The 23,826-nt window shown below is 42.4% G+C and carries 22 protein-coding genes; 13 read left to right on the top strand and 9 right to left on the bottom strand.

What is annotated here, in order from left to right:
- Window positions 1-141: 141 nt before the first annotated feature.
- The 5 genes from ACVW0P_RS02875 to ACVW0P_RS02855 all read right to left on the bottom strand — a co-directional run bounded on the left by ACVW0P_RS02875 (window position 142) and on the right by ACVW0P_RS02855 (window position 8,243).
- A complete protein-coding gene (locus tag ACVW0P_RS02875) occupies window positions 142-1,758 on the bottom strand; it encodes a hypothetical protein (protein ID WP_457130739.1) in 1,617 nt (538 codons plus the stop codon).
- A gap of 204 nt (window positions 1,759-1,962) precedes the next feature.
- Entirely contained in the window at window positions 1,963-4,560 is a 2,598-nt protein-coding gene (gene clpB, locus ACVW0P_RS02870; protein WP_457130738.1) for an ATP-dependent chaperone ClpB, read from the bottom strand.
- A 513-nt stretch (window positions 4,561-5,073) separates the two neighbouring features.
- Window positions 5,074-6,501 (bottom strand): ATP-dependent DNA helicase, encoded by a 1,428-nt coding sequence (locus ACVW0P_RS02865; protein ID WP_457130737.1) that lies wholly within the window; start codon window positions 6,499-6,501, stop codon window positions 5,074-5,076.
- Window positions 6,502-6,798: 297 nt separating this feature from the next.
- Window positions 6,799-7,494, bottom strand: a complete 696-nt coding sequence (locus ACVW0P_RS02860; RefSeq protein ID WP_457130736.1) for a hypothetical protein — start codon at window positions 7,492-7,494, stop codon at window positions 6,799-6,801.
- A gap of 41 nt (window positions 7,495-7,535) precedes the next feature.
- Window positions 7,536-8,243, bottom strand: a complete 708-nt coding sequence (locus ACVW0P_RS02855; RefSeq protein ID WP_457130735.1) for a hypothetical protein — start codon at window positions 8,241-8,243, stop codon at window positions 7,536-7,538.
- 196 nt (window positions 8,244-8,439) lie between these two features.
- Here ACVW0P_RS02855 and ACVW0P_RS02850 point away from each other — a divergent pair, with 196 nt between their 5' ends.
- The 4 genes from ACVW0P_RS02850 (at window position 8,440) to coaD (ending at window position 11,084) form a co-directional block, all read left to right on the top strand.
- Window positions 8,440-9,252, top strand: coding sequence for a DUF3822 family protein (locus ACVW0P_RS02850; protein ID WP_457130734.1), 813 nt, complete (start codon window positions 8,440-8,442; stop codon window positions 9,250-9,252).
- Window positions 9,228-9,761 carry an RsmD family RNA methyltransferase gene (locus tag ACVW0P_RS02845; protein ID WP_457130733.1) on the top strand — a complete coding sequence of 178 codons (534 nt, stop codon included), beginning with the start codon at window positions 9,228-9,230 and terminating at the stop codon, window positions 9,759-9,761. Before ACVW0P_RS02850 ends, ACVW0P_RS02845 begins: the two co-directional genes overlap by 25 nt.
- 17 nt (window positions 9,762-9,778) lie before the next feature.
- Window positions 9,779-10,357 (top strand): GDP-mannose pyrophosphatase NudK, encoded by a 579-nt coding sequence (nudK, locus tag ACVW0P_RS02840; protein ID WP_457130732.1) that lies wholly within the window; start codon window positions 9,779-9,781, stop codon window positions 10,355-10,357.
- A 265-nt stretch (window positions 10,358-10,622) separates the two neighbouring features.
- Entirely contained in the window at window positions 10,623-11,084 is a 462-nt protein-coding gene (gene coaD, locus ACVW0P_RS02835) for a pantetheine-phosphate adenylyltransferase (protein ID WP_457131143.1), read from the top strand.
- On the opposite strand, the gene ACVW0P_RS02830 is transcribed toward coaD, so the two are convergent.
- Window positions 11,053-11,640, bottom strand: coding sequence for an NUDIX hydrolase (locus tag ACVW0P_RS02830; RefSeq protein WP_457130731.1), 588 nt, complete (start codon window positions 11,638-11,640; stop codon window positions 11,053-11,055). The two genes, coaD and ACVW0P_RS02830, sit on opposite strands and share 32 nt — an antisense overlap.
- Window positions 11,641-11,689: 49 nt before the next feature.
- Between ACVW0P_RS02830 and pyrE the strand changes: the two genes are divergently transcribed.
- From pyrE to ACVW0P_RS02800, 6 genes are all read left to right on the top strand, one after another.
- On the top strand, window positions 11,690-12,331 hold the full coding sequence (pyrE, locus tag ACVW0P_RS02825) for an orotate phosphoribosyltransferase (RefSeq protein ID WP_457130730.1): 642 nt from the start codon (window positions 11,690-11,692) through the stop codon (window positions 12,329-12,331).
- Window positions 12,332-12,339: 8 nt separating this feature from the next.
- Window positions 12,340-12,735 (top strand): SRPBCC family protein, encoded by a 396-nt coding sequence (locus ACVW0P_RS02820; RefSeq protein WP_457130729.1) that lies wholly within the window; start codon window positions 12,340-12,342, stop codon window positions 12,733-12,735.
- A gap of 595 nt (window positions 12,736-13,330) precedes the next feature.
- The gene (locus ACVW0P_RS02815; RefSeq protein WP_457130728.1) at window positions 13,331-13,822 is read left to right on the top strand and encodes a hypothetical protein; all 492 of its coding nucleotides are present in this window, start codon (window positions 13,331-13,333) and stop codon (window positions 13,820-13,822) included.
- An 8-nt stretch (window positions 13,823-13,830) separates the two neighbouring features.
- Complete coding sequence (locus ACVW0P_RS02810; RefSeq protein ID WP_457130727.1) at window positions 13,831-14,514, top strand: hypothetical protein; 684 nt, start codon at window positions 13,831-13,833, stop codon at window positions 14,512-14,514.
- A 10-nt stretch (window positions 14,515-14,524) separates the two neighbouring features.
- Window positions 14,525-15,265 (top strand): sensor histidine kinase, encoded by a 741-nt coding sequence (locus ACVW0P_RS02805; protein WP_457130726.1) that lies wholly within the window; start codon window positions 14,525-14,527, stop codon window positions 15,263-15,265.
- Window positions 15,266-15,339: 74 nt separating this feature from the next.
- Window positions 15,340-16,011: a response regulator gene (locus tag ACVW0P_RS02800; RefSeq protein WP_457130725.1), complete on the top strand. Its 672-nt coding sequence runs from the start codon at window positions 15,340-15,342 to the stop codon at window positions 16,009-16,011.
- A 130-nt stretch (window positions 16,012-16,141) separates the two neighbouring features.
- On the opposite strand, the gene ACVW0P_RS02795 is transcribed toward ACVW0P_RS02800, so the two are convergent.
- Window positions 16,142-18,397 (bottom strand): hypothetical protein, encoded by a 2,256-nt coding sequence (locus ACVW0P_RS02795; protein ID WP_457130724.1) that lies wholly within the window; start codon window positions 18,395-18,397, stop codon window positions 16,142-16,144.
- A gap of 346 nt (window positions 18,398-18,743) precedes the next feature.
- Between ACVW0P_RS02795 and ACVW0P_RS02790 the strand changes: the two genes are divergently transcribed.
- Together ACVW0P_RS02790 and ACVW0P_RS02785 are read left to right on the top strand one after the other, a co-directional pair.
- Window positions 18,744-20,372, top strand: a complete 1,629-nt coding sequence (locus tag ACVW0P_RS02790; RefSeq protein ID WP_354430912.1) for an ABC-F family ATP-binding cassette domain-containing protein — start codon at window positions 18,744-18,746, stop codon at window positions 20,370-20,372.
- 30 nt (window positions 20,373-20,402) lie between these two features.
- A complete protein-coding gene (locus ACVW0P_RS02785; RefSeq protein WP_457130723.1) occupies window positions 20,403-21,221 on the top strand; it encodes a carboxypeptidase-like regulatory domain-containing protein in 819 nt (272 codons plus the stop codon).
- Window positions 21,222-21,227: 6 nt separating this feature from the next.
- Here ACVW0P_RS02785 and ACVW0P_RS02780 read toward each other — a convergent pair whose 3' ends face one another.
- Window positions 21,228-22,091, bottom strand: a complete 864-nt coding sequence (locus tag ACVW0P_RS02780; protein ID WP_457130722.1) for a class I SAM-dependent methyltransferase — start codon at window positions 22,089-22,091, stop codon at window positions 21,228-21,230.
- A gap of 155 nt (window positions 22,092-22,246) precedes the next feature.
- Here ACVW0P_RS02780 and ACVW0P_RS02775 point away from each other — a divergent pair, with 155 nt between their 5' ends.
- Complete coding sequence (locus ACVW0P_RS02775) at window positions 22,247-22,441, top strand: hypothetical protein (protein ID WP_354430915.1); 195 nt, start codon at window positions 22,247-22,249, stop codon at window positions 22,439-22,441.
- Window positions 22,442-22,755: 314 nt separating this feature from the next.
- Here the strand turns inward: ACVW0P_RS02775 and ACVW0P_RS02770 are convergent, their stop codons facing one another.
- Complete coding sequence (locus ACVW0P_RS02770; protein ID WP_457130721.1) at window positions 22,756-23,250, bottom strand: response regulator; 495 nt, start codon at window positions 23,248-23,250, stop codon at window positions 22,756-22,758.
- Window positions 23,251-23,826 lie beyond the last annotated feature (576 nt).

Genomic DNA, 23,826 nt, shown 5'->3' with positions numbered 1-23,826 from the left:
GTAGCGTTTATGTTGTTGTGATAACGATTGTACCTGAATAACCATTAAGGTTAAAGGTTGTTTGCATAATTTACCAACGCGGCTAAACAAAAACAGCGGTAAGATAACCTACCGCTGTTTTGAGATTTGTATGTATATAAACTACTGCGCTTTAGCAGCCCAAAGCGCCGCATTTAAATGCAATGCCGGATGCGAGGTAAAACCTGATGGTGAATCGCCCGACCATCCGTTAAACAAGTTATCGCCGGTATCACCGGTACCATCATCAGATGGCGAGCTGTCGCCAATAAAGAATACCCTACCGCTACCATATGTAGAAAGCAAAGCCATTACACTGGCGCTACCACCATTGGTTGCGCTGTTACGCCAAAATAAGCCTTGTACATTGGCATTGTTTGCGGGGGTTAATGTTGCCGTTGACCCATTGTAGAACGCCAGTTTTGAAGCAGTACCTGCCGCGCCATTCAGTACTTTTTGCGCGTTTGCGTTGGCACCTGTATAAACGTTTGTAGAAGGGCCTTCGCTGATGTCAACATAGTTTATGGTGAAGCCAAACGGGTTACTGTTGTTAATGCCGTTATTGGTCATCAGATCATTCCAAACACGTGGCGAATCAAACCCATCGCCATCACGGTCTGACGGGTTATAGCCATTGCCATCGGTACCGGCTGTGGTAGCAGCGGTATGGTCGGCAACCATAACAAGGCCACCACCGTTGCTAACAAAATTCATAATGGCGGTTTTCTCTGTAGCTGTGAACAAACGGTTAGGCTCTATAACCACATACACATCGTAATTACTCAGATCCTGGGGGTTTGATGCGTTACCATAAGTAAGCGCTGTGCCAACCGGTAAGGTTTCTACCAATTCACCTTTTTTAACCAGTTCAACAGCCCATGCAGACATGGCACCCTTCCAATAGGTTTCTGAAGTACTTGCAGTTATGCCGGTGTACGATGGAGTTGGGATGCGTTGGGCCTTGGTTTCTACTGTTGTGCCGCCAGTGTACATTGGGACATTTTCGGTGCCATCAGCATCAATCTGCCAATCGGCGCTTCCGGCGTTTTCAAGATGGCTGGCGTCAAACAGGAACTTTTTACCTGTTAACACCGTACCGCCGCCAGTGCCACCACCAGCGTTATCGTTTACAGTAATATCATCAATATTGATACGGTTTGTGCCACCGCTAAGTTTACGGAGTTCTAAACGCACACTCCCGGTTTGGGTGATAGTGAACGTTTTTAAAGTAAGCGTTGATGTTGTGGTAACCGCAGCGCCAGACTGGGTCCAGGTACTTCCACCATTTACAGAATAAAATAAGCCTATGGTACTTGCTGCGTCTCCGCTGTAAGTTGCACATTTAAAAGTGACGGTACTTATACCGGTAGCTACGTCAAATAGCATGGTTATTTTACCTGTATTACGGACCCGTGCCGACCATGACCCCGCTTTTTGATCGGCTGCTAAATTACCAATTAGTGCATCATACAAGTTCCATGTGCTACCAGACAGGGTAACGTTATCACCACTTGATGAACCTGTTGGCGATACATCATACGCTGTTTTTGGGCTTGTTGTGCCAACCTCAAAATTTTGAGTAAGCGAAACCGCTTCTGTTTTTAAAGATAACGATGGTTTAACATCAATTGATTGCGCGACACCTGCTTTAACACTTTCGTTTTTTTGGCAACCCGCTGCCAATAAACCCGCCGCAAATAATGCGACAACCGGTAATTTTAGTTTTGTAAAATGAGACATGTTTTGATTTTTAGTTAAGTTGATATTTCTTTACACTTAATTATACGATCAAATCTCTACAATATGTTTCAATTACTTTTACACATATTATTAACTTATTATTAAGTTATTACACAATTGCGAATGATAGAACGATAGCCTTTTAAACAACAAAGGCCGCCTTAGGCAGCCCTGCTGTATGAACGCATCACGCTACTCATCAAATCACTCACCCGCATTCATAAACACAAAGTTGTTATCAAACATATCCAGCTTTATCTTGCTGTCACGGTCCACCTTCCCGGCCAGGATCTGTTTTGATAATTCGTTCAGTATTTTCTTTTGGATAACTCTTTTTAACGGACGGGCACCAAATTGAGGGTCGTAACCCAGTTGAGCCAGCCAGTCTAACGCCTCGTCGGTTGCATCAATGGTAACACCCATTTCTGCCAGGGTTTGCTGTACCTGCCTGAACTGTAGTTTCACAATATCGCCTATCTCGTCCCTGCTTAGCGGGGTAAACATAATTATCTCGTCTATCCGGTTCAAAAACTCGGGGCGGATTGTCGCACGCAAAAGGGTAAATAATTCATTTTTGGTTTTAGCGATAATTTCCTCGCGGTTGTTATCTTCCAATTCAGAAAAATTCTCCTGTATAATATTCGACCCGATGTTAGACGTCATGATGATGATGGTGTTCTTAAAGTTCACCACGCGGCCTTTATTATCTGTTAAGTGGCCGTCATCAAGCACCTGTAACAGGATATTAAACACATCCGGGTGCGCTTTCTCGATCTCATCCAACAATACCACGCTATATGGTTTGCGGCGCACGGCTTCAGTTAACTGGCCGCCTTCATCATAACCCACATATCCCGGCGGCGCACCTATCAATCTTGAAACAGAATGGCGTTCCTGATATTCGCTCATATCTATCCTTACCAACGAATTTTCATCATTGAAGAGGTATTCGGCAAGGGCTTTGGCAAGCTCGGTTTTACCCACACCTGTTGTACCCAAAAATATAAACGACCCGATAGGCTTGCGTTTATCCTGCAAACCGGCACGGCTGCGGCGGATGGCATCGCTAATAGCTTCGATAGCTTCCTCCTGCCCTGCTACACGTTTGTGCAACTCAGCTTCCAGGCTGAGCAGCTTCTCACGTTCGCTCTGGATCATTTTACTCACAGGAATGCCCGTCCAGCGGCTTACCACTCCGGCGATATCGTCGGCAGTAACTTCCTCTTTCAGCATGCGGCTATCATCCTTGTTTTCGGCTAAGGCTTCTTTTAGCTTATCAACTTCGCGCTGTGCGTCTACAATGGTGCCATAGCGCAATTCAGCTACTTTACCGTAATCTCCGGCGCGCTCGGCCTGTTCGGCTTCCAGTTTATAATTCTCTATCTGTTCAACCTTTTGATTGATTCCATCTACAATATCTTTTTCGCCCTGCCATTTTGCACGTAACGAATCACGGTCGGCAGACAGGTTGGCGATCTCTTCGCTCAACTCTTTTACTTTATAGTCATCCTTTTCGCGTTTTATAGCTTCGCGTTCAATTTCCAGCTGCATAATGCGGCGTTCCAATTCGTCAACAACCTCGGGTACCGAATCCATTTCTAAACGTAGCTTAGATGCAGCCTCGTCCATTAAATCTATTGCCTTGTCAGGCAAAAACCGATCAGAAATATAGCGTTGCGACATTTCAACGGCTGCGATAATAGCCTCATCCTTGATGCGTACTTTGTGGTGGGCCTCATAGCGTTCCTTCAACCCACGCAAAATAGAGATGGCATCGGCAGTATCCGGCTCGCCAACCATTACCTTCTGGAAACGGCGTTCCAACGCTTTATCCTTCTCTACATATTTCTGGTATTCGTTTAGCGTGGTTGCGCCAATAGCACGCAATTCGCCACGGGCAAGGGCCGGTTTCAGGATGTTGGCGGCATCCATGGCACCTTCGCCACCACCTGCGCCAACCAGGGTATGGATCTCATCGATAAACAAAATGATCTCGCCATCGCTTTGGCTTACTTCTTTTATAACGGCTTTAAGGCGTTCCTCAAACTCGCCCTTGTATTTGGCACCTGCTATCAGCGCCCCCATATCCAGCGAATAAACGGTTTTAGTTTTCAGGCTTTCGGGCACGTCACCCTTGATTATACGGAAAGCAATACCCTCGGCAATGGCAGTTTTACCTACACCAGGCTCACCAACCAAAATAGGGTTGTTCTTTGTACGGCGACTCAAAATCTGAATAACCCTACGAATCTCTTCATCGCGACCGATTACCGGATCAAGCTTGCCGCTTTGGGCATAATCGTTAAGGTCACGGGCGTATTTGTTTAAGGCATTGTAAGTCGCTTCGGCATTTTGGTTGGTGACTTTGCTATCACCGCGCAAACTGGTGATGGCTTTTTTAAGGTCCTTTTCATTTACACCGGCATCTTTTAAAGCGCCTGAGGCTTTGTCGCTACCGCTTAGTATGCCTAATAATATATGTTCTACAGATACAAATTCATCCTTAAATTCTTTTAGGTAACCATTTGCTTTTTGTAACGCTGAATTTACGGCTGATGACAAATAAACATCGCTCCCGCTAACTTTTGGGAATGACTTTATCTGCGTGTCAAGCGTTTCGTTTAGCCTGTTCAGGTTTACGTTTAATTTTTTTAGGAGATAGGTAATAACGTTCTCGTCAACCAATAACAGGCCTTTTAGCAGATGCGCGGGCTCGATAGCTTGCTGCTGGTTGCCTGTCGCAATTTCGGATGCCTTTTGTACAGCTTCCTGGGCTTTTATGGTAAAGTTGTTAAAATTCATAGTACTCAATTACACTCAAAACAATTGCCACATCTTAATACAGGAACAAATGTCATTAAATTTGAAAATCAACGGACATTTTGGCAACCACCAGCCTACAACATTTAGAAACGATACTATTTAGCATCGTTATGAATATTATAACGGCTGAAAGCATACCAGGCACAGGCAGTACCTTCACTATTGTGCTTTCGATGGTGAGTAGTAAATAAAAGTTTTGAGTTGCAATTTATAGGTAATACTATACTGTCCCACTTTTTATTATACAACGCGGTACAAAAACGTAATACACTAATAATTAAATGCTTACACAAACATAATATTACGTTTCTGTTAAAGTAATACATCTTTAACTATATGTTAACTCATTAAATATAAGTTACTTATATGTTTTAGTCATGCTGTACTGAACGGTACACCGTGGGACACCGTGAGACACCCGAAAAATTTGTAGATCAAAAAGTAGGTTTTTGGATTTTGCGCCTCAATTTCGACTCTGAAATTACAGCAATATCAAAACTCCGGCTCCAATTTTTCGACAAAAAATTGTTTGTTAAAATTCACCAGGTAAAGCTCTTGGGTGGCCCTGGTACAGGCGGTATAAAACCAACGGAGAAAATCGGTATTCACCATTTCATCCGTGAGGTAGCCCTGGTCAACAAATACGGCTTCCCACTGGCCACCCTGGGCTTTGTGGCAGGTAATGGCGTATGCAAATTTAACCTGCAGCGCGTTGTAGTATGGGTTTAGTTTAAGTTCGTTATGCTTGTCGCGTTTGTTGGGGATGTGCTCATAATCCTTCATGGCCTCGTTGTAAAAACGCTTTTGGTCATCAGGTAATAACGCGGGCGCCTCCGAGTATAATGTATCCAGTAGTATCTTGCAATCCAGCACCGGGTCTTCAGCATAATCCGTAAACTCCAGCTGCACGTCGGCAAACCTAAAGCCGTACATATCTTCTATTTTACGTACTTTTCTGATCCGGGCAATATCACCATTCGCGATAAAGCCTGTACTTCCCTCCTCCTGGCCTTCCAGCCAAAAGTAATTGTTCTTTACGATCATCAGCTGATCGCCGCCGGTTAGTTCTTCCTCCCGCATCAGGATGCGCCCGCGAATTTGCCGGTTATACATATTGGCGTTTTTGTTACTGCGGCAAATGATCAGCGTTTCATCGTGCCCGTATTTGCTGTAGGCATAGTTAAGGCCTTCCTCCAGCATATCGCTGCCCATGCGGTAAACATCTTTGTAGCCCTTGGTCACAATCTGCGGCATTATCTCTTTACCCTCACGGATGATATCCCTCACCTTGGTTACATTTAACAAAATCCCCGAGTCCTTTTGCTGGCGCAGCACATCGGTCAACTCATAACCAAAAATGGTTAGGCCAAAGCGGTCTTTCATTAATTTGGCATCCAGCGCGGGGCTATCGTCGGCACCAACAGGCGGTAACTGGGCGGTATCGCCAACAAGTAACAGCTTACAGTTTTTGGTATTGTAAACGTAGTTTACCAGGTCATTCAGCAAACTACCGTGGAAACGCCCCGATTCGTCCGATACCATCGACGCTTCGTCTACAATAAACAACGTATTAGTATTCATGTTTTCGGCAATTGCGAAACCCTCGTCCATGTTAAGCGCCGATTTTTTGCGGTAGATGCGCTTGTGAATAGTGAATGCTTTGCGGCCGCTATAGTTGGTAATTACCTTGGCGGCGCGGCCCGTCGGTGCTAATAACACCACTTTAAATTCGTAGGCAGGCAAGGCTTTTACCAAAGCACCTACAATGGTAGTTTTACCAGTGCCCGCGTAGCCTTTCAAAATAAAGCAATCATCTTCCTCGCCGCTGGTTAAAAATGCGTGCAGCTTAGTAAACAACTCCTGCTGTTGGGCTGTGGGCTCATGCGGGAAAGCCTGGCGGATATGATCAATTGTTGGCACACACAAATGTGGCGATAAGAATGGTAAATGGGTAATGTGGCGGGATTAATATTTTACTCACCCCGCGGCACCGCGTGCGCGACCCTCTCTGCTGCGCAAAGAGGGTAAAATTCAAAAGCGATAACCCTCTTTCCGCTTGCGGAGAGAGGGTGGTTGAGCGTAGCGATGACCGGGTGAGTCCACTTTGCGCCTAATAATCTACTCACCCTGGTAAAAACTCACTTAAAAAAAAGAACATGTAAATCGCTACTTCTTCTTCAGAAAGCCAATCGCGGGTGAGTCAAAACACATAGCAATTTATAACGGTCCAAGTAAATAATAATCGGCAGCGCCAGCTTTTTGTACAATCATTATTAATATACCATTTTGTACTATACTAAAGCCCATATAATTAACGCCGTTGTACATTCCTTTCCAAGCCCCGGGGCAAAGGTCATAGTAGCTGCTCCATCCTGCGCCTGCGTAATCGTTTTTATTACTTATAGCAAAATTATGGTCATTAGAAAACTTCATGTAGGTTGTCGGATTCTCCGAATTTCTGAAACGGGTATTAGCAAAGGACGGAACATCGGCATTTTTGGTAATCACAAGCTGCATTTCTATCGATGCATCACTTTGTTTTTTATAAATGGCGTTTGCCATTATCAATTGCCCTTTATCATCTTTGGCGAATGTAAATGTATAAGTAACTGTTCCGTCCCCTAACTGGTCTAAAATCCAGGTATTATTTACCAGGTTCACGGTATATATCTTCCGGAAGGTTATCCCGTCTAAAGTTGCTTTTATATCGTTACCATCTTTATTAAAGTAAATAATTCGGAGGCCCAATTCTGAGCCTAAAGTTATATCAATGCTGTAGGCCAAAAGGTCGGCGGTTGTTACCGGGGTATTTACTTTAACTTCAGGTTTTACGCCGCCATCTTTTTTGCAGGATGCAAAGGCAAGTAATAAAATTAACGAACAGGCTTTTAGTATGGGTTTCAAATTTTTCATAGCAGTTTTTTTATGTGGTTTACATGTTCAATTAATTGCGTCTACTGCGCGATCAAAATGTGTAGTTCTTTATCACCCGCCTTTTGAAAAAACATCCCAACAACCGAATTATTATTTTTAATACAAATACCCATATAGCTTACCCCTTTATAATCACCTTTCCACGCTCCCGGGCAAAGGTCATAATAGCTTGAATATGCCGCTCCTGTATAATTTTTATTATCGCTTACGGCAAAATTATGGTCGACCGTAAATTTTGCATAAATGGGCTGGTCGTCATCTGAAACAAATTTCAAATTGGCAAATGTTACCAAATCAGATTTTTTGTACAAAATGGCACCCATTTGCACAGATGCGTCGTTCTGCTTTTTATAAGTAGATTTAACAAGGCTCAGCTCGCCTGTGTTACTTTTACTAAATTCGAACGTACAAATCAGCGAGCCGTCGCCATTCAGATCCAAAGTCAAAATATTATTCGATACAACCACCGTGGCAATTTTTCGGGATATTACACCATCATAGGTAGCTTTAATATCGTTGCCGTCTTTATTAAAATAAATGATGCGAAGGCCTCCAACCATATTTATTTGCGCCGGTATAACGTAACCTAAAAGATCGGTAGCTGTAACCGGTGTATTATTTATTACAGGGTCTTTATCAGGTTTTACGCCGCCATCTTTTTTGCAGGATGCAAAGGCAAGCAATAAAATTAATGAGCAGGCTTTTAGTATGGGTTTCAAATTTTTCATCGTCGTTTATTTGTGTGATTGATGAGCTGAAAGTACCATTAGCCTGTTTATGCTTTTACAGGAATGAGCGAATGACCCGTTTGACTGCGTTAATACATAGTTTGGGTTAGCGATAAATTTAACCTGATGATAAACACGGTCTTGATAAGTATGTTAATTAAGTAATCCGGAAAAAATACTACTTTTGTTAACCTGCATGAGCGAACACAGACACCACTATACCAGCGACGACCTAAGCCTTACACAGGCCCACAGCTACACCCTGTTATTACAGGTTGATGTAAACAGCTTTAGTTATGCGGTTATAAACGGCAAACAGCTCCTGTCATGGGGCGAAAATTATTCGCTTAATGAACTGCGCGACCCTCAGCAGCTGCGTAATATTTTAACCGCTAACTACAAAGTGGTAGTTGCCGGCCTGCATGCCACGGGTTTCACATTGTTACCGGAAAGCCTTTTTGAGAAAGAACGCCTTGCCGATATTGCACGCCTGCTTGACGTTACCGATACCGAAAAGGTGAAGTGCGAAAAGATAGACGACAGAAATGTGATCATTTACAAGGTTGACGAAACATTAACACACACCCTAAAAGATTTTGAGAGCCAAAAGGTTATCCATGTCGATGCAGGGTTTATTAAAGCCATATCACAGAATTTCCCGCTAAGCACAGATCTGTATTTGAACATTGGCAACGACACCGTTTCGTTTGTGAATTTCACCAACAGCAGCCTGCGTTTTTATAATAGCTTTAAGTTCAAAAGCCACGAAGAACTGGCCTATTTTAGCGCCCTGGTGGTTACCGAACTTGGTCTGCAAGCCGACCAGGTAAAACTGATACTTAGCGGCGACATTAACGATACCGACCGTTATTTTTTATACCTCAAAGATTTTTTCGGCCAGGTAAAGGCTAACGACATTTCTGTATTAGACTTGCCTAACGGCACCGAATCTCACAAAATATTGGCCCTTGCCGCTTTATCGCTATGCGCATCATCGGAGGAAGGTTAAAGGGTTTAAGGCTTAACCCGCCAAAAAACTTACCCGTACGCCCCACTACAGATCTTGCAAAAGAAGCGCTCTTTAATATCCTGCTAAACCAGATCGAATTTGAAGACCTTAAAGTGCTTGACCTGTTTAGCGGTACCGGCAACATTGCCATGGAATTTGCATCCCGAGGGGCAGAAAAAGTTACCGGGGTTGACCGCGCCATACAATGCGTGCATTATTTAAAAGATGCATCGCGCCAGCACGGTTTAGACAATATTGAGGTATTTAAAGCCGATGTATTTAAATACCTGGACATGGAGACCGAGCAGTACGACCTGATATTCGCCGACCCACCCTACGACCTGAACAAGATTCCCGAGATCCCTAAAATAGTGTTCGATAAAAACCTGCTTGTAGCCGGCGGCATGCTGATAGTGGAGCATCAGAGCATGCAAAACCTAAGTAACCACCCGGCCTTTACAGAGCAGCGCAAATACGGGCACTCGTCGTTCTCGTTCTTTAAAGCTTAAACCTAACCAATCTTAACATGAGCGATACTGTTAGAAACGTTCAAACCTCCGTGCTATCAGATAACTGGTACACCCTGCGCAAAGTAACCTATGAGTTTTTGGGCCGCGATGGCAAATGGCAAACCCACTCGCGCGAGGCTTACGACCGCGGCAACGGCGCCACCATTTTGCTGTACAACAAAGCCAAGCAAACCGTGATACTTACCCGCCAGTTTAGAATGCCCACGTATTTAAATGGCAACGCCGATGGCTACATGATTGAAACCTGCGCAGGGTTGCTGGATAAGGACAATCCTGAAGACTGCATCCGCAAGGAAACCGAGGAAGAAACGGGCTACAAGATAACATCGGTACAAAAAGCATTTGAAGCGTACATGTCGCCTGGCTCTGTTACCGAGATCCTGTACTTTTTCACGGCCGAATACACCAAAGACATGAAGGTAAGCGATGGCGGCGGCCTTGCCGAAGAAACCGAAAATATCGAGGTAATGGAAATGCCATTTACAAAAGCTTTGCAAATGGTTAAATCCGGCGAAATAAAAGATGCGAAGACGATTATGCTGCTGCAGTATGCGCAGATAAACGGGTTGGTGTAAAAGCATGGTGGCTTGTTGGTGACAACACCAACAATGGCGGAATTAAAAAGGGGCGGCCTCGCGCGATTCCCTCCCAACGGGAGGGTGTAGGGAGGGGTTTCTTCAAGCGATAAGTATAAGACACGCATCGCGGATTGCAGGGCGTATAAGATTTCTCCTCGCTCCACCGCACTCCTTACCCCGCTCGTTCGAAATGACATGCAGGGTTTAGTTTTTATAATAGAATTATTAACTACTTTTGAATAAGCACAGTGTTATCACCTATATGAAAATAGCCCTTTTCCCCGGCTCGTTTGACCCGGTTACCAAAGCTCACGTTGATATTGTAAAACGATCTGTAAGCCTTTTCGATAAGGTTTACATAGGCATTGGGGTAAACAGTACCAAGCAGGGCCTGCTTAGCGTTGGCAAACGCGAGGATATGCTGCGGGCGGTTTTCGCGCAAGACGACCGCATCCACATAGTAGCTTATGAAGGCTTAACCGTTAATTTTTGTAAAAGCATCGGTGCCGATTATATGATCCGCGGCATCCGTACTGTATCCGATTTTGAGTACGAGAAAGCCATAGCGCAAATGAACCACGCGCTCGAGCCGGAAATTGAAAGTATATTTATTGTAAGCAAACCGGGGTACTCGTCCATCAGTTCGAGCATTGTGCGCGAGATAATCCGCTACAATGGGGATGTTGCCCAGTTTATTCCGAAAGAAGCCCTACCGTATTTATAATCAACTCTTCTTTTTCCAACACATCAATAATAGACGGGAAGGTATTGCTCACAATAGTTGGCACATCCTCCTTTTTAAACCAGCGCACATCTGTAATGCCTTCTTCTAATTGCGGCACCAGCTTGGCTTTGCCTTTGTAGGCCATTTTAAACCAATGGGTTTTCTTTAGCACCACCTCGCCTTTGTAGATATAGGTGTGGTATGTCTTACAGATCTTCTCTTCCAGTTTATTCACCTTTATGCCACACTCCTCCTCTACCTCGCGCACGGCGGCAATTTTAGTTTTTTCTTTTTTCTCGATCTTACCTTTTGGTAAATCCCACTTATCGTTGCGGTAAATGAATAGGTGTTCGCCGTTTTGGTTTGTAACCAGGCCGCCGGCCGCTTCTATCAATACATTATTTTTAATAACCTTTTTCAGGAAAGCCCTGGCATTATCGCAAAGCACGTAAAATAATTTAAAGGGCTGTTTATCTACCCAATGGTAAACAATTTTCAAATCAAAATGCTCAGCATCAATCTTTTGATAGTGAGATGCAACTTTGGGTGTTTTCACTGTTAGCAAAATCACTTTTTCGTTAATATAAATTCTGTATTTTTGAGCCATGTATACCAATAGTGAGACCGAACAGCAGGTCGCGGAATTTCTGCTGCAAATTAAAGCAATAAAATTACAACCTAATAATCCTTTTACATGGGCTTCGGGTTGGAAATCACCCATCTATTGCGATAATCGGGTTACACTATCACATCCAACAATCCGTACGTACATCCGCCAGCAGCTTACATCGGCCATCCAGGAGCAGTTTGGCTCGGTTGGTTGTATCGCAGGTGTGGCAACCGCGGGCATCCCGCAGGGCGCATTGGTAGCGCAAGAAATGGGCTTACCATTTATCTACGTACGTGCAAAAGCAAAAGAGCATGGTACAGGCAGCCTGATAGAGGGCGAAATTTCTCCGGGCCAGCGTGTGGTGGTTATCGAAGATCTAATATCTACCGGCAAAAGCAGCTTACAAGCAGTTCAGGCTTTGCGCGATGCGGGTTACACTGTAGCAGGCCTTGCCGCTATTTTTAGCTATGGGTTTGATATAGCTACCAATAACTTTAAAGAGGCTAAATGCCCGTTCATCACTTTATCTAATTACGACGCGCTTTTAAAATACGCCGAGCAGCATAGTTATATCTCTGCTGCTGATACCTCGGTGTTAAAGGAATGGCGCAAACAACCCTCAACCTGGGGACAATAATAGTTACTATGAGTGTTTTTGAAAGTACAATAACGGTAAAAAAAACGGCAGCACAGGTATATGCTTTTTTGGCAGATTTGAATAATCACCGCCAGCTGATGCCAGATAATATCGAGGATTGGGAGTCGACCGCTGATGTAGCCAGTTTTAACATCCAAAACATTACAAAACTTTCGATAAAGATTGCGGAGCGTGTGGCCGATAGCCTGGTAAGAATTATCCCGGCCGAGAAACCGCCGTTTGATATGGAACTAAAATGGGAATTGAGTGAGGTTGACGGCGCTACACAAGCGGCCTTTACCATTACTGCCGACCTGAATATGATGATGAAGATGTTTGCTTCGGGGCCGCTTCAAAAGCTTGTGGACGAGGAAACAACTAACTTAGCAAAGTTGCTAAGTTAGTCGATCCTCATTTTCGGGGGTTTAAGATCTTTTTACCTTTAAGTGCTGCACTACTACCAATGCATTCACGATAAACAGACTTGTTACTACAATAGTCATAAAGTTTAAATTAGGGTTTAAATACTTTTAGGTGTACTATTAATCAATTGTTATTAAAAACCTAATCTATGCATTTTAAACGCACATTTACAACTTATTTACAATAAAAAAATTATGAGTTTGGAATAATGTAAAACGGTATTCTACCCCCTCGCCCGCTACGTTCATTTTTTATCCCAAAGTAATAATTCTACAGCCAAATTACCCTTTGGTTAATAAATAACCATTTACTGATTTTTTCGTGAAGTTTAAAGTGGCGTATTAATCGCGCCTTTGCAATATTTTGTTTGTTATAGCCTATCTTATGTATCGAGATGGTCTTATCAACTTAAAAAAAATTATGCAGGCTTTTAAATGCGTATAAGTACGTATTATTTGCAGCATATATACGCTGTGTATGTAGGCCTGCTGTAGCTATATTAGCATTTACAAACATATAATTACACATTGCATCGTATTTTAATATGATAGCCACTAAACAACCTAAAAATCAATCATGAAACACTTCCAACTTTTGTTATTATCTGCAACGTTTTTTTGCACCACTGTTTTATTTATACAGTGCACGCCGTCCGGTAAGATCTCTTATGACGAGGTAAAGGCAAAAGTGCACTTCATTTCGCTAAACCAAGCCGAACGGTTCACATCCAATTTTAGAAAAGGGAGAGTTGAAATGATGCGCCAGCTAAAAGACACCAACAGCTTTAACACACCACTGGCTGAAAAATTTAACAGGGATGCGATAGCTGCCTTACTTAATCAAAAGGGCGTAACAGATGTCCGTATTTATTTGGGGAAGGATGATAAAGGGTTTATCAGGCTTGTACTTGTGGGTGTTGATAATAAAGGCAACGATATTACCGAAGGCAGTAATAAAATTATGCGGCTTACCAGCAATGAAGAGAGCGAACCTGCCATAGTTATTGAAGCCGGGCAGCGATGCCCAACCTTGTGCGCCATAAAAAGTAGTTTAGTTAAGCCCAATTAATAGTTGGGATGGAAAACATAACTAATTTTATTTCAAGTCAATCTATATTGATACCAATTTTTATAGGCATTATACGCTATAAAGGATTATACAAAACGTATAATCCTTTTTTTATTTTGCTGATATTGGGGCTTATTGCCGAAATAATTAGTTTTATCTTTATTAACATTTACAGGCATGGTAATGCTCCCATTATTAAAATTTACAGCCTTGTAGAGTGTTGTATTATCCTGCACCAGTTGTATTTGTGGAAAAGTACAGTAAAATATAAATACCTGTTTTATTTTTTGACGGCTACCTGTGCTGCATTTTGGGTAATAGAAGTACTTGTGTTTGGTAACTTAAATACCTTTAGCCCCTACTTTAGGGTATTTTATGCTTTCATTATTGTTTTGCTAAGCATCAATCAAATTAATGCTATGATGTTTTATCACAATGATATTTTATTAAAAAATCCCAAATTTGTGATCAGTCTGGGGTTTATCATTTTCTTTTTATACCAGATCATCTACGAGGCGTCTTTTTATATCGGGTATAATAAATCCATCGTGGCTAATAAAATTATTATAGGTTTTGGATATATAAACCTGTTTACTAACCTGATATATGCCATTGCTATATTTTTAATAACCCAAAATAACAAAGACGGTTATAACAGTTTTTTAAGCGATAATAAAAAACAACGCAGCTAATACCTACAGTGTGACGGATAAATTATTTTATACGGTAATAATTACATCGTTATTAATAGCCATAGTAATTATATTTTTTGTTGTATCAATTATACGTTACAACAAGCGCTACATTCAATTGCAAAAAGAAAGGATACAGGCGCAAATCATGATCCAGGAACAGGAGCGTAAGCGGATAGCTAACGATCTGCACGATAGTTTGGGTCCATTACTTTCAACCGTAAAATTATATATGCACAGCATCGTTATCAACAACGATGCGGATAAAGAGGCCCTGAATAAAGCATCCGGTTATATAGACGAGGCCATTAGCAACCTGCGCGAAATATCATATAACCTGATACCAAGCAGCCTGGTAAGAAACAACTTGATAGTGGCGGTAAAAGAGTATATATCGCGTTTAACAAACCGTAACTTATTAAATATCAAATTTGACGTTGCCGACGATATTTTGATATCCAAAAAAATCGAGCTCCATTTATTCAGGATCATACAAGAAATTGTACATAACACTATCAAGCATTCGGGTGCGGCAACACTTAAGCTGACAATCGCAGGCCAGCCGGGCCTGCTTTTTTTACTATCAGAAGATGATGGGCGGGGTTTTAACTTAACCGAATTGAGGCAAGCATCAGAAGGCCTGGGACTTAAAAGCATAGAAAACCGCTGCGAAATAATTAACGGCACGTTTAAAATTGTTACCACCGTAAATGCCGGCTGTAAAATAATAATCAGGGTACCTAACTTATAGTTATACATGATAGTTATATTATATTCAATTATTTACCTTTATTTAATATTTAATTTCGATTTATTGTAAAGGCCATGTATTATAATCACATCAATATTGTAATTGCAGACGATCATGAAATTTTTTTAGATGGCTTGGCGCTGATGCTTGCCGGCCACAAGGGTTTTAACGTTTGCGGCCGTGCATTAAACGGGCACCAGCTGCTGGAAATAGTAGACCGCGAAAAGCCTGATATTGTATTGACCGATATACGGATGCCCGGTATTGACGGCATACAAAGCGCAAAACATATATTGGCATCCTACCTGCATATTGGCGTTATTGCCCTTTCCATGTTTGATGAGGAAAACCTTATTGTAGAAATGCTGGAAGCCGGCGCTAAAGGTTACCTGCTTAAAAACGCGCATAAAGACGAGATTATTGACGCGATTAACAGCGTTTACCAAAATAAAAATTATTACTGCTCGCAAACCTCATTCCTGCTGGCTACCATGATAGTGCGCAGCAAGGGTAATCAAAACGTGCAGCAACACCCCGTTGTGTTAAACGAAAGGGAAAAGATCATTATACAGATGATATGCCAGCAGCAAACAACCCAGCAAATTGCTGATAAGATTTATTTGAGCAAGCGCACCATTGAAGGATATAGGGTAAAAATACTGGAAAAGATCCAGGCAAAAAACATCGCAGGTGTTGTAATATTTGCCCTAAAAAATAACATCATCACCGAGGCGGACGTATTGTAAGCGGCCTTATCTTAACCCTCTCCTTTGGATAGGGTTCTTTTTTAATGACGTCCCTTTAAGATACTTTGGGTAAGGCTAACTACAAATGCCCCGGTTATAAAATAACCGGGGCATTATCGCAATAAAATAGCTACGATTTTGGCGCAACAGCTATTGCTGCAATATAGTGGGCATCATACTGGCTAAGCCTGTCGTTACCATTGGTATGGGTTGCGTAAACATTTAAGTTTTCTGAAAACGCGGCCATTGTGCATGTGCCCAACATATCGCTTACCCCTATAGCTTTATGATATTGATCCATATTGGCAACGCGGTTAACCGGGTTTTGCACTGCAGGTGGAGCCTGTGCCGGGCCAAATGTAACCTGCGTTATGTCGTAAACATTATCGCCGGTGGTTACATTTAGCAGGTTATTAGCGTTAGCTGATGTCCCGGCAGATGCGGCAGCGCCCAAAGCGCCGCTATTACCTTTGTAAACATTAAAACCATAAGTGGCGAAATTATGAGCGTGCCCGGCCTGGAAAATTAATTCAACCTTATCGTTAAACTTATCATCGTAATACCCGGTGCCGCATTCGGTATCGGTAGAGTGCCCGTCAACCAAAGCGTCAGAGATACCGGCATAGCAATAATCATTGTCTACACGCATCAGGAAGTTAAAGCCAGTTACATGATTGCTTACATCCCGCTTTACATAACCGTTACCGGCAAGGTCGGCGTCAATGGTGTCACCAACTGCGGGCCCGCCATCTGTAGCTATCTTGCTTACTTTAAAAGGATTGTAGTTTAGCGGAACAACCTGCCCGTTATTGTTTAAAAGTTCGATAGTGAACTGATATAAGCCGGGTGTCCAGCCAACGGTATTTATATTTATGGCATCGGTATCAATGCCGGTATCCCATACGGCATCTGCAAGACCTGTATCGGCGCTGGCATGGATATGCGGAATTTTATACATCACTTTACCTGTCGAATCAAGGTACGGCCCAAGCGCGAAACTGCCCGGCACATGTTCCCAGTCGCCCGGCGCTACCTGGATCCAATGTGAATAAGCCTTTGCTACACTCCCCCCGAGTGTTTCCGGCGAACCCACATTGTTACCCAGATAAGCATCTTTCAGCAATTGGCTGGTCCACCTGTAGTGGGTAACGCCAAAACCTGCCAGGGCATCGCCAAACTGCAGCACCAAAGAAAAGCCGCCGCCAAAAGGGCTAATGTTACCCTTGTTGCTATAAGCTGTTAGCCCAACAGCATTATCCAGATGGCCGCTCGCGGTTTCCTGTTGCTGGATGCTCCTTACGCTTACTCCCCTGTTTACGCTTTTAACCCATACGTAATTAGCTTCAATTGCAGGGCTGTCACAAAAACAAGGCCTTACTGCAGGGTTGGTAACAGATACGTTTATATCGGTGCCGCAAGCATAATTCCAGTAAGTATGGCAGGATATGGCCGGTTTATAAACCGTTACCCAAACGCCATTTATCAGTACCTCTACCCATACATAAACATTTGGATGGTTTGCTTTAAAATAAAACATGTTATAGTTAAAGCGGCCGTGGCAATCTGTTATTACCGTGGCAATTGGTGTGTTTTTATAAAAATAAGGCCAAAACCAGGGCCACCAGCATAAATAAGGATGAAACAGATTAAAGTTGTTAGCAATAGTTTTGCTAAAGCTCTCCATAGATCCCGAAAGGATGGCATTTTGGATGTTTTCTGGTAGTGTAGGGCGAATAGGCAGTTTTTCTACAAGCTCGTGCACATCTGCCAACTCGTAAAAATTGTTGCCCGGGGCGATGCTTCTTTTTAAAGCATTGGTGAAACTTGTGCGTATTGGGCCGGGATCTGGTATAGGGATCGGTTTTTTGATCACCGCTACCAATCTGTCCCGCAGGTCTTTTAGGATGTTGATAGGTATATGGGGTATCAGTATCCTGATGGGTGTTATATTGCAAATGTGCACCCTTGAATTACATATGTTTAAAACTTCGGGATGCCCGTTAACGTTAAATGTTTTATGCACCGCGCCTGATATATTACACCAGCCAAATTGGAACGGATATGGGAACGCAGGGATATACGGTAATCTGAAAATACCATCTGATGGTATGCGAAGCGATGGTTGCCAAGCCTCCATTTGCTGTAAAACACTTTCTGTTACCGTAGTTTTACCGGCTTCTTTTGGCAGTTCGGGCGCTATATACAGCTTGCTGGCATGCAGGTTGGCTGCCGACGTTGCTAAACGCGCCTCTCCGCTTCTCAACGGGTGCGATTCGGTTACCTTGCCCTCTTTGTCAACCACGTAAGCCATAAGGTTTGCCGCGTTTTTTTCCTCTTCCAATGGTATCTTAATAATCACCGGATTTGTTTGAGTTTCTTTTGCCATGATAATGTGATTTGTTTTTCGCTTACTCTATTTTCCCTTTTCAGCAATCGGGAATTACCGTATTCAAAAAAAGTGTTGGTAGCACAGCTTTTGATAGTTCAAAGATGTAATAACGCGAAGCAGCTGGCAATGAGGCTTATACTTGGTTTAATACGTATAAATACGCTATTTTTAAAATCACTATTTCTAACTGGTTAATATATTATAGCAGCTGTTTTATTGTTACGCGGCTGATAGATAAGGGAGCAGCTATTTTAATATATGCACTTGTGCCGATGTGTAAAGTTTTTATCGGTTTAAATAAATTAACTATTTACCGTATTTTTGCGCCAAATACAAGTACAGCATGATAACGGTATCTAATTTATCCTTACGTTACGGAAAACGCACCCTTTTTGAAGATGTTAACCTAAAGTTTAGCCAGGGCAATTGCTATGGCGTAATTGGCGCGAATGGCGCGGGTAAATCTACTTTCATGAAGATCCTTTCGGGCGAGATAGACCCAAGCAGCGGAACGGTGAGCTTTACCCCCGGCGAGCGCATGGCGGTATTGAGCCAAAACCACTACGCTTACGATGAATTTACCGTTCTTGAAACCGTAATGATGGGCCACAAAGAGATGTACGCCATTATGAAGGAGAAGGATGCTATTTATATGAAAGAGGATTTTAGCGATGCCGATGGCGAACGTGCCGGCGAACTGGAAAACCTTTTTGCCGAAATGGATGGATGGAATGCAGAAAGCAACGCCGCTACCCTATTGAGCAACTTAGGCATTAAAGAAGAATTCCACTACAGCCTGGTTAAGGACCTGGATAACACCCAAAAGGTACGTGTGTTATTGGCACAGGCCCTTTTTGGTAAACCCGATATTTTATTACTGGATGAGCCAACGAATGACCTGGATATCCACACCATTACCTGGCTGGAAGATTTCCTGGCAACGTATGAAGCTATTGTGTTGGTTGTATCTCACGACAGACACTTTTTAGATACCGTTTGTACCCACGTGGTGGATATCGACTTTGCTAAGATGACCATTTACACCGGTAATTATACATTTTGGTACGAAAGCAGCCAGTTGGCCCTGAAACAACGCAGCGACCAAAACAAGAAGACCGAAGAACGTGTAAAAGAGTTGCAGGAGTTTATCCGCAGGTTTAGCGCCAATGCATCAAAATCTAAACAGGCAACCAGCCGTAAAAAGGCTTTGGACAAGATCAACCTGGACGAGATCCAACCTTCTAACCGTAAATACCCTGGCATTATATTTAATAACCAGGGCCGCGAAATTGGCGATCAGGTACTGCAAACCGAGAAACTAAGCAAATCGCTTAACGGTGAAGTGCTGTTTGCCGATATTAATTTCATGGCCAACAAAGGCGATAAAATTGCCGTGCTATCTCAAAACAGTTTGGCAACATCGGCCTTCTACGATATTTTGGCAGGGCGCGATAAAGATTACAAGGGCAGCTTTAAATGGGGCGTTACCGTAAATCTTGCGGATATCCCTATCGATAACTCATCATACTTTAAAGGTAAAGATGATAACCTGATAGACTGGTTGCGCGAGTATTCGGCAGGTGACAAGGATGACCAGTTTATCCGTGGTTTCCTTGGCCGTATGTTATTCAGCGGCGAAGAGGTATTAAAGAAAAGCAACGTCCTATCCGGTGGTGAAAAAATGCGCTGTATGTTTAGCCGCATGATGCTGCAATCGGCTAACTTGCTGTTGCTTGACGAGCCAACCAACCACCTTGACCTGGAATCGATCACCGCGCTAAACAACGGTATGAAAGATTTTAGAGGCAACATCATCTTCACTTCACGAGATCATGAGTTGGTGCAAACCGTTGCTACCCGTATCATCGAGCTAACCCCCGGTGGTATCATTGATAAACTGATGACCTACGACGAGTACATCAACAGCGAAGTGGTACAAAAACAACGCGAAGAATTTTACGCCATGGCGTAACTAATGGGGCAACAAACACGTCTTACTGCTATGAAACTGATCTTGTTTGTTGCCCTACTTATCTCCTCATCCTTATTTGCAAATGCACAGGTATTTGAAGGCCTTGTAAAAGATGCGAAGACCAACCTGCCCCTGCCCTATGTAAACGTGGGCATTATTGGCAAAAATGTTGGGACTGTTACCGATAGCGCAGGCCATTATAGGTTAAACCTTGCCGGCCATGAAGCTGATACGTTAAAGCTATCTATGATAGGATATGCGCCTTCCATTTATAAGGTAGCATCATTTATTAACGATGCGCATAAAACCATTCTACTGCAGCCATCCATCACGCAACTTAAGGAGGTACGCGTAACCAACCGTAAATGGAAGGAAGGCGTGTTGGGAAACACATCAAAATCTGACAACAGCAATGCGGGCTTTTCTGACAATAACCTGGGCCACGAGATAGGCACGGTTATCAAGATTAAAAAAGCGCCAACTTATCTTAAAAAATTCAATGTACATATTACTAATGCGCCGTTATACCCGGTAAAGCTGCGCCTCAACTTTTACAGCCTTAAAAAAGGCATGCCCGATCAACTGCTGCAAAACCAAAATATTTATGTAGATGTGCTGGCAGGCCAAAAAGACATCGAGGTAAACCTTAAGCCATACGGCATATATGTTGACGATAACTTTTTTGCCAGCCTGGAATGGATAGCAAATTCAAAAGGCCACGGCCTAATGTTCTCTGCTTATTTGAGTATATTCGGCAGCGGCGCGGTTATCTCGCGCGAAACCAGCCAGGCTACCTGGGAAAAAGTAGGCATTGCTGGCATTGCGTTTAACGTATTGGCTGAATATTAATAGCCCCTATTTTTCGGATACAGCTATTCTGAATTTATTGTGATATATCACATGCCCATTAGCTTGCGCATATGGTTGTATAGCTTCAGAAATGGCTTGGTGAACCTTATCAAACCCGCTATGCGCAATTGCTTTGGCTACGGGGCCGGTGGCAAGCAGGCCCTTGATCGCAGTTTCTGTACTTGCGTAATCCCAAACGGAGGTAACATCTTCCACCTGTAAAAGCTTAAAGCCGGCTTGTTCTAATGTATTTTCCAACAGCCTGTTTTCGGTAAGTGCAAAAGGGCCTGGTGCACCTGGTGCCGGAGGAGGCAAAAGGTTGCCAACAGCTTTTAAGTAGGTTTCCGCTTCGCAGTCTTCCTTATTACCCCAGATCATAGTTACCAGCTTCCCGCCTGGTTGCAATACGCGTTTGGCCTCAACTAAAGCATTTTGGACATTGGCGGCGTATTGGAATGAATTGAACCCGCAAACTATGGTAAATGAGTTATCTTCAAAAGGCAATTCCTCCATCTCCCCGCTCACAAAATGGATGATTGGGTTGCGTTTCTTAGCTCTTTCAATCAAACGTTCACTTGCATCTATGCCCGTAACTTTGGCACCTGTTAAACTCACCAGGTCGCCAAACAAGCCGGAGCCGCAACCAACATCCAATAATCTGTCAGCAGCTGTGGGCTTTAAATAATTTATAACATAATTATAACCGGCAATACCCGTTTGCTCCTGGATGTTTGCCCAATCTTCGGCACGCTCACCCCAAAGTTTCCCTTGTATATCTCTTGAACCCATATTTTGCGATAGATAATGCGTAAGCGCTAAATGTACAAAACCCTTGTCAAAAACCAAATTTGCCAAGTAAATAGAAAGCATACTCCCTCCGTAAAAACAAAACATTGTATCAATGTTTAAATGACAGATATTATTAATACTTTTTCAGCTATTATTTTTCCACATTTATTTGTAATGCGTTAGTAATGACTATATTAGCAGAACATATTATACATTACTTTATTATAACAATAACAATGAGTTTATTTTCCATATTTTGTATTGTGTTATTAGGCATGTCTATCACCCTTATACTGGGAATAGCATTTTTTAGCTATCTTAAATATATCAAAAGGCGCTATTACCCAAATTGGAAATTCCCCGACTACATAAGTGTGGGTTATGCAGAATACCTGTACCATAAATTCATCAAGAAGGACCTGCAAAACTGACGACCGGCAATGAAGCAACTTAACTGTGTATGTTAATATAAAATGTTAATGCCATTAAAAGCGTTTATAACAGCCTAATCCCTTTTCCTAGCTTTTAAAGTTGAAAATTGTGCGATGATTACAAACGCCATGCCGATAATAAGAGCGTAAAATAGAATATTTTGAGTTAAGCTACCAACATCAAGTTGATCTACGAATGTTGTTGAATTACAGTGCATGCGATCCATCAAAAGATTGTAAGACTTCATAAATAGCAACTTATAAGCCAAAGCTCAAAAGCTGTTTTTACAGGATTATAAGCCGTGCGTACCATATTAATAACAATTAAGGTTAAAAATGGCTCTTATCTTTTCTAACCCGATTGGCTTCCGAATAAGTTCTTCAATAAATGGTATCTTAAGGCTTCTCTCGGTATCAGCCTGCCATAGAGAAGACGTTAATATAAACGTACGTATCCTGCCTAAAGGGTCTATATTAAGTCGCTGAAAGTTTAGAATAAAATCCCACCCATCGCTTACCGGCATATTTAAGTCAAGGAAAATGCAATCGGACAGTTGCTCTGGGGTATTAATGCTTACATGCAGAAGCCTGCTTATCGCATCGTCCCCGTTGTTAAAGACTTCGATCTTGGTATTATTCACTACCCTGTTAATGGAATGCTTTAATATAATAATATCCAGGTCGGCATCGTCAATCACGTAAACCAATGGGGTATTGTTATCGCTATATAAATCGGGGAAATGGGATTTGAAATCATAACCTATAGCTTTACCTATGCTATTGATAACTTTGGCACTCAAATCGCTCATTTTAAACCACTTTAAAATTGTTCGTTGACTAACTTTGAGCTTGAGGGAAAGATCATCTACGTTATAACCAAGCTTGCCGGTAACAAATTCTAACTTCATTCCTCGATGCGTTTCCATACCCTAAATTACAACTTCGAGCTATATATTTTAGGTGTTTACCACGTATGGATGGCAATGATATCAATTAAGCCTTTTTTACCCTGATTTAAATTTCAAAATAGGTTAAAAACACCCTTGTTGTAAAATAATTAATTACCATGAAAAGTATAATGCAGTTTACTTTTAACCGATATGCTATAATTAATTATTTTTCTTAAAAGGTGCCATTCTATCGTTCTTACGTAAAATTTTAAAAATTCGTTAAATTCAATGCAACCTAAATATGAGTACAACGTATAATGAATTGTTGGTTAATTGGTTTATGAGTTCAATAGTGAGAGTTTAAGCCTCTAAGTGTTACTTAGGGGCTTTTTTATTTAAGTGTCTCGTCCTGAAAAAAGTTGACTAATAAATGGTCAACAAAATGAGTTACAAGGTAGTTAAAGTAAAAGGTGAAGCCTCGCATTTAAAGTATAG

The organism is Mucilaginibacter sp. UYNi724, assembly GCF_054057495.1.
This window is presented reverse-complemented; position numbering and strand designations above follow the sequence as displayed.